The sequence below is a fragment of the Collimonas sp. genome (genome assembly GCF_039923675.1).
Lineage (GTDB): Bacteria > Pseudomonadota > Gammaproteobacteria > Burkholderiales > Burkholderiaceae_D > Collimonas.
The window spans coordinates 75,988-85,593 of the sequence record NZ_JBDTCG010000039.1 but is presented as its reverse complement, the minus strand read 5'-3'; the positions used below and the strand labels follow the sequence as shown (position 1 = coordinate 85,593).

Genomic DNA, 9,606 nt, shown 5'->3' with positions numbered 1-9,606 from the left:
TGCTCCAGCGACAAATCACTGAGGTCGCAGCCCTGGTCGACGCAGCTGCGCACTGCGTGCGCCACGGCTTCGTGGGCATCGCGGAAAGGCAAGCCTTTCTTGACCAGGTAGTCGGCCAGATCGGTCGCGGTGGCGTAGCCTTGCAGGGCGGCGGCGCGCATCGCTTCCGGCTTGACCGTGATGCCGCGCGCCATGTCGGCAAAAATGCGCAGCGTGTCGGTCAGCGTGTCGACGGTGTCGAACAGTGGTTCCTTGTCTTCCTGATTATCCTTGTTGTAGGCCAGCGGCTGGCCTTTCATCAGGGTCAGCAGGGCGATCAGGTGGCCGTTGACGCGGCCTGTCTTGCCGCGCGCCAGTTCCGGCACGTCGGGGTTTTTCTTTTGCGGCATGATCGAGGAACCGGTGCAGAAGCGGTCGGCGATGTCGATGAAGCCGATGCGCGGGCTCATCCAGATCACCAGTTCTTCCGACATGCGCGAAATGTGCGTCATCACCAGCGCGGCGGCGGCGCAGAATTCAATCGCAAAATCACGGTCCGAGACGGCATCCAGCGAATTGCGGCAGACGTCGTCGAAGCCCAGCGTGGTCGCTACGCGGTGACGGTCGATCGGGAAAGTGGTGCCGGCCAGTGCGGCGGCGCCCAGCGGCAGGCGATTGACGCGCTTGCGGCAATCCTGCATGCGCTCGGCGTCGCGGCCGAACATTTCCACATAAGCCAGGACGTGATGGCCGAAAGTGATCGGCTGCGCCACTTGCATGTGGGTGAAGCCGGGCAGGATGATGTCGGCGTGCTGTTCCGCCAGATCGAGCAGGGCCACGCGCAGGTCGCGCAGCAGGCCGCTGATGTCGTCGATGGCGCCGCGCAGGTAGAGGCGGATGTCGGTGGCGACCTGGTCGTTGCGCGAACGGCCGGTGTGCAGGCGCTTGCCGGCATCGCCCGCCAGTTCGGTCAGGCGCTTTTCGATGTTCAGATGGACGTCTTCCAGGTCCAGCAGCCATTCAAACTTGCCGCCGGCGATTTCGCCCTGGATCTGGGTCATGCCCTTCTGGATCGCGGCATAGTCATCGGCGCTGATGATTTTTTGATATGCCAGCATCTCGGCGTGCGCCAGCGAGCCCTGGATATCGACCTCGGCCAGGCGCTTGTCGAAAAACACCGAAGCGGTGTAGCGTTTGACCAGATCAGAGACCGGTTCGGAAAAACGAGCCGACCAAGCTTCGCCTTTTTTGGAGAGTTGTGCTGTCATAATTGAGTATCGTGGAGTATTGGACCGAGAGGTGAAGCGAGCGTTAGGATGAGCAATGAATTATGCGATTATAAATCACTGCCCCCTAAAACCCAGCGCGCCAGGTTCATACGGATATTTTAAGTTACTTATAATTGTTCTTATAGCAACCAATGCCAGCATCCATGCCCTCAGACCAGACCGCGGATAACGCGCCAACCCAGCAGCCCGGCGCGGTGGTGATTCCCGACGGCTGTAACCTGGGCGTGGTGTTCCGTGCCTTGATTGCAGTGAATCTGGCGGTCATGGCGGCGATCTTGTTGCGCAGCGACGGCCTGGTCGCTGCGATGAACAGCTTTGTCGAATCGGCCATGCTGGTCGAGCCGGCCTGTTTTTTGTCCTTGTCGGTATTGTGCGGCCTGCATCGGATCGCACACCACTTTTCCTTCGTCGTGCAGCGTCTGCTGTGTGCGTTGGCGCCGGCGCTGGTGATGGTGGGGGTGATCCGACTGTTGTCAGGATTCGACTGGTTCCTGAACGGCTTTTCCCACCTCAGTGCGGCCGGCGGCGTGACGCGTGCCGCTTTGGTGGCGGCCTTGTTCGGCATCGGCCTGCAGCATTATTTTGAAATGCGCGCACGGGCTTTTTCGCCGGTGCTGGTGGAGGCGCGCTTGCAGGCTTTGCAGGCCAGGATCCGGCCACATTTCCTGTTCAACAGCTTGAATGCCGTGCTGTCGCTGATTCGCACAGAACCACGGCGGGCCGAGGCGGCGCTGGAAGATCTGGCGGATCTGATCCGCGTGCTGATGCGCGATGGCCGGGCCATGACCACGCTGGAAAAGGAAATCCGCCTGTGCCGACAGTATCTGTCGATCGAAAAGATACGCCTTGGCGACCGCTTGCGGGTGCAGTGGGAGCGCGATGGCATCAGCGATGACGTAGTGTGCCGGGCGCAGATTCCGACCTTGCTGTTGCAGCCGCTGATAGAAAATGCCGTCCATTACGGCGTCGAGCCGAGCACCGAGCCGGCGCTGATCCGCATCAAGCTGAGTCATTCGCTGGAGCGGATCGAAATCATCATCACCAATCCCTACAATCCGTATAGCGGCAAGGGAGTCGGCGCGCTGCCGGAAGGGAACCAGATGGCGCTGGAAAATATCCGCGAACGGCTGGCGCTGCTTTATGACGTCGAGGCGCAGCTGACCACTGCAAGCACGCTTGGCCAGTTTGAAGTGCGCGCCAGCTTCCCCTATGTGAAAGCGGTGCAGGCCAAGGCGCAGAACGGCTGATAAAATCTATTTCCAAGAAAGACACGAAAAAAGGCAAAGAAATTTTTCGTGTCTTTCGTGTTTTTCGTGGACAATGTTTTCCTACGAAAACATCACTTACATCCGCTAATCATAATAATTCGTCATGATCCCTCGCATATTCATTGTCGACGATGAAGCCCCCGCGCGCGCGCGGTTGAGCACGCTGTTGTCCGACATTGTCGCCGAATGCCCGCATTACCTGGTGGGCGAGGCAGCCCACGCGCAGGCGGCGCTGGAAGGGATTGCCGCCACCGCGCCGGACCTGGTGTTGCTGGATGTGCAAATGCCGGGCATGACCGGCTTGCAACTGGCGGAGCGGTTAATCGCCAGTCCCCGCGCCGGCGAACCGCCTTTGATTATTTTCGTGACCGCCTACGACGATTACGCCCTCAATGCATTCGAGGTGCAAGCGTTCGACTATCTGGTCAAGCCGGTGCGCGCCGCGCGGCTGGCGCAAGCCATCGCGCGCGCCAGCCGCGTGCGCCGCACACCACAAGCGGCGCACGCGGCCAGTGCCGAGGCAGCCATATCGGCCGCCTTGCCGCGCCAGCATTTCGCTGTGCAGGAACGTGGCCGCATGTCGCTGGTGCCGATGACGGAAGTGCTGTACCTGAAGGCCGAGCTGAAGTACGTCACCTTGCGCACCAAGAGCAAGGAATACCTGATCGAGGATTCGCTGGTGTCGATCGAGGAAGAGCTGGCGGCGCATTTCGTGCGGGTGCATCGCAACGCCCTGGTGGCGCGCAATGCCATCATCGGCGTCGAGCGCGGCATTTACATACCGGATGGCGAGGGCGATGCCGACAAGCCGCAGGAAGTCTGGCAAGTCATCCTGCGCGACATCGATCACCGGTTGCCGATTTCTAGGCGGCAGTGGGCGGTGATCAAGGCGCTGGTCAGGTAGTTTCCCGCTATTGCAAGGTATGCCCCGAATCATATTGTTTGCTGATGGCCATGGCCGCGGCGGCGGCGCGCGTCTCCACGCCCAGTTTGATGTAGATGTGTTCCAGGTGTTTGTTGACCGTGCGCGGGCTCATGCCCAGGATCTCGGCAATATCGCGATTGGTCTTGCCTTTGGAGACCCATGCCAGGACGTCGGTTTCACGCGGGGTCAGGTGATAAGCCTCCAATTGCATGGCAGTCGGCAGGCTGAACGATTTTTCCTCCATGAGTAGAGTCAACTCGGCACTCTGGGCGTTCTTGGAGAGGTTGATGATAAGTTCGCCATCGTCGCCGCCAATCACCAGGGTTTGCGGACTGTGGGTGGTTTGCCGCAATAGCACCAGGTTCTGGTTCAGCCAGAACTGCAGTTGCGGCGGCAGCTTGCGGCCGGGCTGTTCAAGCCGCGGAAAATATTTCTCCAGCCAGAACGAGGCCTTACCGGTTTGCCACAAAGGCGCGCCATCGGTGCCGAGCACAATCACTGCGTGCGCCGCGGCGTCGATCACGTCCCTGGCTTGCGCCATCATGCGCGCCGTCCTGATATGGGCGGCGACCCGCGCCACGATCTCTTGCGGCCGGATCGGCTTGGTCACATAGTCGATGCCGCCGACCTGGAAACCCTTCACCACGTGCTCGGTTTCGGTCAGCCCCGTCATGAAAACCACCGGTACGTGGCTGGCGCTGCCCAGCAGTTTGATGCGGCGGCAGGTTTCGAAGCCGTCCAGCCCGGGCATGATCGCATCCAGCAGGATCAGGTCGGGTGTGATGTAGCTCAGCCGCTCCAGGGCGCTGGCGCCGTCGGTTGCGACCAGCACGATATGGCCGCTCTCGTCCAGCGCGTCTGACAGCAGCGCCAGGTTGTCCGGAATGTCATCCACGATCAGCACCACCGGGCGTGCCGTCAGCGGCCGTTGCTGCGGGTTGGAAGCGTGGTTGAGGTTGTCGTCCAAGATTATCCTTTTTATGGTGCTAGCCGTTGCCGACTCGTTGTGCCAATGGCGGCTGCTCTTGAGTTTGCTTTGTTTCGTGCCGGATCAAGCCGCTGATGCGCGTAGTGAAATCATTCAGCCGGAAACGTTTGACCAGTTCGCGCATTTCGCGCGTGAACGGCTGGTAGAGCTGGTCCTGCTGTTCTATTTCATCGAGTTTTTCCAGAATGCCCTTCACATAACCGATGGCGCCTAGCTCGATCAGCGCCTGCAATTTTTCGCGGGACGGAATCACCAGCATGGCGCTGGATGCCATCTCCGGCGCTACAGGATTGAGAGCAGGATCGGAAATCCAGTCTACCTTCAGGTGCAGTTTTATCTTGGATAGCAAGTCGTTGAACGATACCGGCTTGACCACGAAATCGTTATAGCTGAGCGGATCGATCTGCTCCGGCGTGCTCTCGAAGGCATTGGCCGAGACGATGATGATCGGCAGCGTGGCGTGTCCCTGCGCACGTATCGCGCGGCATACCGCGCCGCCGTCCATGACGGGCATGGCGATATCCAGCAGCACCAGGTCGGGCGTCGCGCGGGCGATTTCTGCCAGGCAGGCGGCGCCGCTGGCGACCTCGGTCATGTCGAATCCGAGCGGCGCCAGCATGGCGCTCAGCACGGCGCGCTGGGACGGCTGGTCATCCACCACCAGTACCCGTTTGCGCGGCCCCAAATAACCTGACATCTGGTCTTCCAGCTTGACCCGTCGCCGTGGCGAGCGCACCTCGGACAGGTAGATTTTCAATTGGAAGGTACTGCCGGCGCCGATGCTGCTCTTGACCGACAGTTCGCCGCCCATGATATGGGTCAGCATGCTGCTGATGGCCAGCCCGAGTCCGGTGCCGATATCGTCGCGCAGGTTGGCGGCGCTGCTGCGCTCGAAGGGCAGGAATACGCGGGCAATATCTTCTTCGGCAATGCCGATGCCGCTATCCTCGATCTCGAAATAGGTGATCTCGCGGGCATGCCGCACGCGCAGGGTGACCTTGCCGGCGTCGGTGAATTTGACCGCGTTGCCGAGCAGGTTGATCAGAATCTGCCGCAGCCGCTTCTGGTCGACCTGGACCACTTCAGGAATCCGGCCGATCTTCTCAAAGCGGAATGCCAAGCCTTTTTGCTCGGCCTGCGGTCCGAACATCTGCACGATCTGGTCAAGGAATTCGTGGAGCGGTAGTTCATCCGTCGCCAGCCGCATCTTGCCGGCTTCTATCTTGGCGATATCCAGCAAACCGTCGATCAGGCTCAGCAAATGTTCACCGCTGCGGCGGATAACACCAATCGCATCGCGCCGCCCCTCCGGAATGGCGTGGTCGACCTGCAGGATCTGGGCATAGCCGAGAATGCTGTTGAGCGGCGTGCGCAACTCGTGGCTCATGCCGGTGACGAAGCGGCTCTTGGCCAGGTTGGCGGATTCCGCCGCTTCCTTGGCGCGCTGCAGGGCGGCGTCGGTCTGGTTGTGGGCGTCGATTTCCTGCAGCAGAAGATTGGTTTGCCGTTCCGATTCCTCATGGGCGACGGTACGGCTTTCATTGGTCAACACCAGCCACCAGGAACCGACGCCGATCAGCACCAGCAGCGAAGCGAACAGTTTGACGAAGATCACCGACATGGTGTCAGGCGAGCCGGCGACGCTGACCAGCTGCTGGTAATACAGCAGCCACAGGACCACCGCCAGTCCGCCCGACAGCAGACAGAACACGATCAGGTAATGGCCGATGCGGGTATTCAGCTTGAGCGTGAAACGCTCCGGCAGGAAGCCGCGCAAGGTCTGGAAGATCTGGTCCGGCATGCGCGAGGCTTCCTTGCAGCGATCGTTGCAGCGCGCGTCCAGCGAGCAGCACAAGGAACAGATCGCGCCCTGATACGCCGGGCAGTGCGCCATGTCGGCCGTCTCGAAACTGTTTTCGCAGATGACGCATTCGCGCTGGCCTTGATGGCTGTCCGTCAGCTGGTCGTGGCGCGCAATGTAGTATTTACCTTTCGTCGCATACGCAATCACGGGGGCAATAAGGAGCGCGCTGCCAAGCGCGATGAACGGCGCCAGCGCGTGCGCCAGTTTGCCGAACATGCCGAACAAGGCGATCGCGGAAATGATCGAAGCAATCGCCATGGCGCCGACGCCGACCGGATTGATGTCATACAGGTAGGCGCGCTTGAATTCGATATGCGGCGGACTCAGTCCCAGCGGCTTGTTGATGACCAGGTCGGAGACCACCGCGCCGATCCAGGAAATGGCGACCAGCGCATACAGCGCCAGCACATGCTCCAGCGCCTTGAACACGCCGATCTCCATCAGCAGCAAGGCGATCAGCACATTGAAGACCAGCCACACCACGCGCCCCGGATGGCTATGCGTAAGGCGGGCGAAGAAATTCGACCAGGCCAGCGAACCGGCGTAGGCATTGGTGACATTGATCTTGATCTGCGACACCACCACGAACAAGGTCACCGCCGCCAGCCCCCAGGCCGGGTCGGAAAACACATAGTGATAGGCGATCAAATACATTTGCGTCGGCTCGACCGCCTGCGCCATCGGGACCTCATGCTGGATCGCCAGGAACACCAGCAGGGCGCCGCCCAGCATTTTTGCCGCGCCGAGCAGAATCCAGCCCGGTCCGGCCAGCAGCAGGGCGCTCCACCAGCGGACGCGGTTGGCGGCGGTCTTTTCCGGCAGGAAGCGCAGGAAGTCGACTTGCTCGCCGATCTGGGCGATCAGCGAAAAAGCCACGGTGGCGGCCGAACCGAACAGCGCCAGGCTGAAGGTATTGCCATTCTCGGCATTGCCGGAAAACGTCATCAGGCTGGCAAGCGCGTCCGGTTCCTTGTGCAGCACGCAGATATACGGCAGCACCAGCAACACCAGCCAGAGCGGCTGGGTCCACATCTGCAAGCGGTTGATCAGGGTAATGCCATAGGTCACCAGCGGAATCACCACCAGCGCGCAGATGATATAGCCCAGCTCCAGCCGCAAGCCGAAATACAGCTGCAGCGCTTGCGCCATGATCGACGCTTCCAGCGCAAAGAAAATAAAAGTGAACGAGGCGTAGATCAGCGAGGTGATGGTGGAGCCGATATAGCCGAAGCCGGCGCCGCGCGTCAGCAGATCCATGTCGACGCCGTATTTGGCGGCGTAGTAGCTGATCGGCAGGCCGGTCAGGAAGAACAAGATGCTGACGCAGACGATGGCCCAGAAGGCGTTGGTGAAACCGTAGTTGAGCGTAATCGTGGCGCTGATGGCTTCCAGCGCCAGGAACGAGACTGCGCCCAAGGCCGTGTTGGCCAGCCGGAATTCCGACCATTTGCGGAAGGAGCGCGGGGTAAAGCGCAAGGCGTAGTCTTCCAGCGTCTCGTTGCCGACCCAGGTGTTGTAGTCGCGGCGGACCTTGACTATGCGTTGCGTGGCGGAAATTTTCACGTTTTCTCGATGACGGCGGGTGACATATCTCGGTTCTAGGTAAGCAATTTTCGAACCAATCCGGCGCGGTTTGGATACGTCATTTGACGTAGATGAAAGATGTCGCCGAGATAACGTCGCGCTAAAACAGGGCGTTGTTTGTTAGCTGCTCAATATCAAAATCAACGCTGAAACCAGTGCAGAACTATCGGCCGCACCAGCCTGATGCGGCGACGCTGCACGGCTGTGCGTACGTGCTGTCGGCAGCTGCGGCCGGGGTTACGTCAAACGACGTATTGTTGCGCCGCAGTACAAATCCTAATCTCCATTCCAGAACGAACAGATCAAGACGCCGATTTCGCCGAGCGGTGAGCGGCGCAAACGACTGGGCGTCGACGGTCTCTACCCGCCGTTTGTCTCTGCCATCCAACCGTAACCGCCCTAAAGGAGTACTGCATGTCGCAATCCGATATCCGCTCGTCCCAGCGCCGCAAGGTAATGCTGGGCCTGGCCGCCAGCGCCGCCATGGCATTGCCGGGGATGGCTTTTGCCCAGTCGCCGCCCACTGCAAAGATCAATACGACCAAGCTGGCGATTACCGATACCGAAGTCACGGTCGGCCAGTTGCACTCGGCGACCGGCACCATGGCGATCAGCGAAACCGGCTCGATCCAGGCCGAGCGGCTGGCGATCGAGCAGATCAATTCGATGGGCGGCATCCTGGGACGGAAGATCAAGATCATCCAGGAAGACGGCGCCAGCGACTGGCCGACCTTCGCGGAAAAAGCCAAGAAGCTGCTGGAAAGCGATCACGTCGCCGCAGTCTTCGGCTGCTGGACTTCGGCCTCGCGCAAGGCGGTGCTGCCGGTGTTTGAAAAAGACAACGGCTTGCTGTACTACCCGACCTTTTACGAAGGCCTGGAGCAATCCAAGAACGTCTTCTACACCGGCCAGGAAGCCACGCAGCAAGTGCTGGCCGGGCTCAACTGGGTCGCCAAGGAAAAGAAAGCCAAGACCTTTTTCCTGATCGGATCGGATTACATCTGGCCACGCACTTCCAACAAGATCGCCCGCAAGCACATCGAGAATGTCTTGAAGGGTTCGGTGGTTGGCGAAGAATACTACCCGCTGGGTAACACCCAGTTCGGCTCCCTGATCAACAAGATCAAGCTGAAAAAGCCGGACGTGATCTTTGCCGACGTGGTGGGCGGCAGCAATGTCGCGTTCTACAAGCAGCTCAAGGCTGCCGGCGTGACTGCCAAGACGCAGAACCTGTTGACCATCTCGGTGACGGAAGACGAGATGCTTGGCATCGGCGGCGAAAATGTCGAAGGTTTCTACGCCTCGATGAAATATTTCCAGAGTCTGGATAACGCGAACAACAAGAAGTTCGTGGCTGAATTCAAGGCCAGGTTCGGCCCGACTTCAGTGATCGGCGATGTCACGCAAGCCGCTTATCTGGGGCCTTGGCTGTGGAAGGCCGCGGTCGAGAAGGCTGGCAGTTTCGATGTCGATAAGGTGGTGGCGGCATCGCCGGGCATCGAGCTGAAGACCGCGCCGGAGGGGTATGTCAAGGTCCACGCGAATCATCATTTGTGGAGCAAGACCCGGATCGGCGAAGCGCAGAAGGATGGCCAGTTCAAGGTCATCTACGAGTCCGACCTGATCGAGCCGAATCCTTTCCCCAAGGGCTATCAATAATTTTTTTGAACGACCTGGCGGCGCAGCGTCGCCGCCGGGTTGCCACTTGC

6 protein-coding genes are annotated in these 9,606 nt (G+C 60.1%); 3 read left to right on the top strand and 3 right to left on the bottom strand.

Features of this window, described 5'->3' with window-relative positions; translation table 11 throughout:
- Positions 1 to 1,247: argininosuccinate lyase (argH, locus tag ABI171_RS07830; protein ID WP_348092005.1), on the bottom strand; the 1,247-nt coding region annotated here is incomplete at its 3' end.
- Between the two features lie 164 nt (positions 1,248 to 1,411).
- On the opposite strand from argH, the gene ABI171_RS07825 reads away from it, so the two are divergent.
- Together ABI171_RS07825 and ABI171_RS07820 are read left to right on the top strand one after the other, a co-directional pair.
- Positions 1,412 to 2,515, top strand: a complete 1,104-nt coding sequence (locus tag ABI171_RS07825; RefSeq protein WP_348099286.1) for a histidine kinase — start codon at positions 1,412 to 1,414, stop codon at positions 2,513 to 2,515.
- A 124-nt stretch (positions 2,516 to 2,639) separates the two neighbouring features.
- On the top strand, positions 2,640 to 3,440 hold the full coding sequence (locus ABI171_RS07820; protein ID WP_348092003.1) for a LytTR family DNA-binding domain-containing protein: 801 nt from the start codon (positions 2,640 to 2,642) through the stop codon (positions 3,438 to 3,440).
- Between the two features lie 7 nt (positions 3,441 to 3,447).
- On the opposite strand, the gene ABI171_RS07815 is transcribed toward ABI171_RS07820, so the two are convergent.
- Positions 3,448 to 4,428 (bottom strand): response regulator transcription factor, encoded by a 981-nt coding sequence (locus ABI171_RS07815; protein WP_348092002.1) that lies wholly within the window; start codon positions 4,426 to 4,428, stop codon positions 3,448 to 3,450.
- A 19-nt stretch (positions 4,429 to 4,447) separates the two neighbouring features.
- Positions 4,448 to 7,876, bottom strand: a complete 3,429-nt coding sequence (locus ABI171_RS07810; RefSeq protein ID WP_348092001.1) for an ATP-binding protein — start codon at positions 7,874 to 7,876, stop codon at positions 4,448 to 4,450.
- Between the two features lie 435 nt (positions 7,877 to 8,311).
- Between ABI171_RS07810 and urtA the strand changes: the two genes are divergently transcribed.
- Positions 8,312 to 9,556 (top strand): urea ABC transporter substrate-binding protein, encoded by a 1,245-nt coding sequence (gene urtA, locus ABI171_RS07805; protein ID WP_348092000.1) that lies wholly within the window; start codon positions 8,312 to 8,314, stop codon positions 9,554 to 9,556.
- The last annotated feature ends 50 nt before the right edge of the window (positions 9,557 to 9,606 follow it).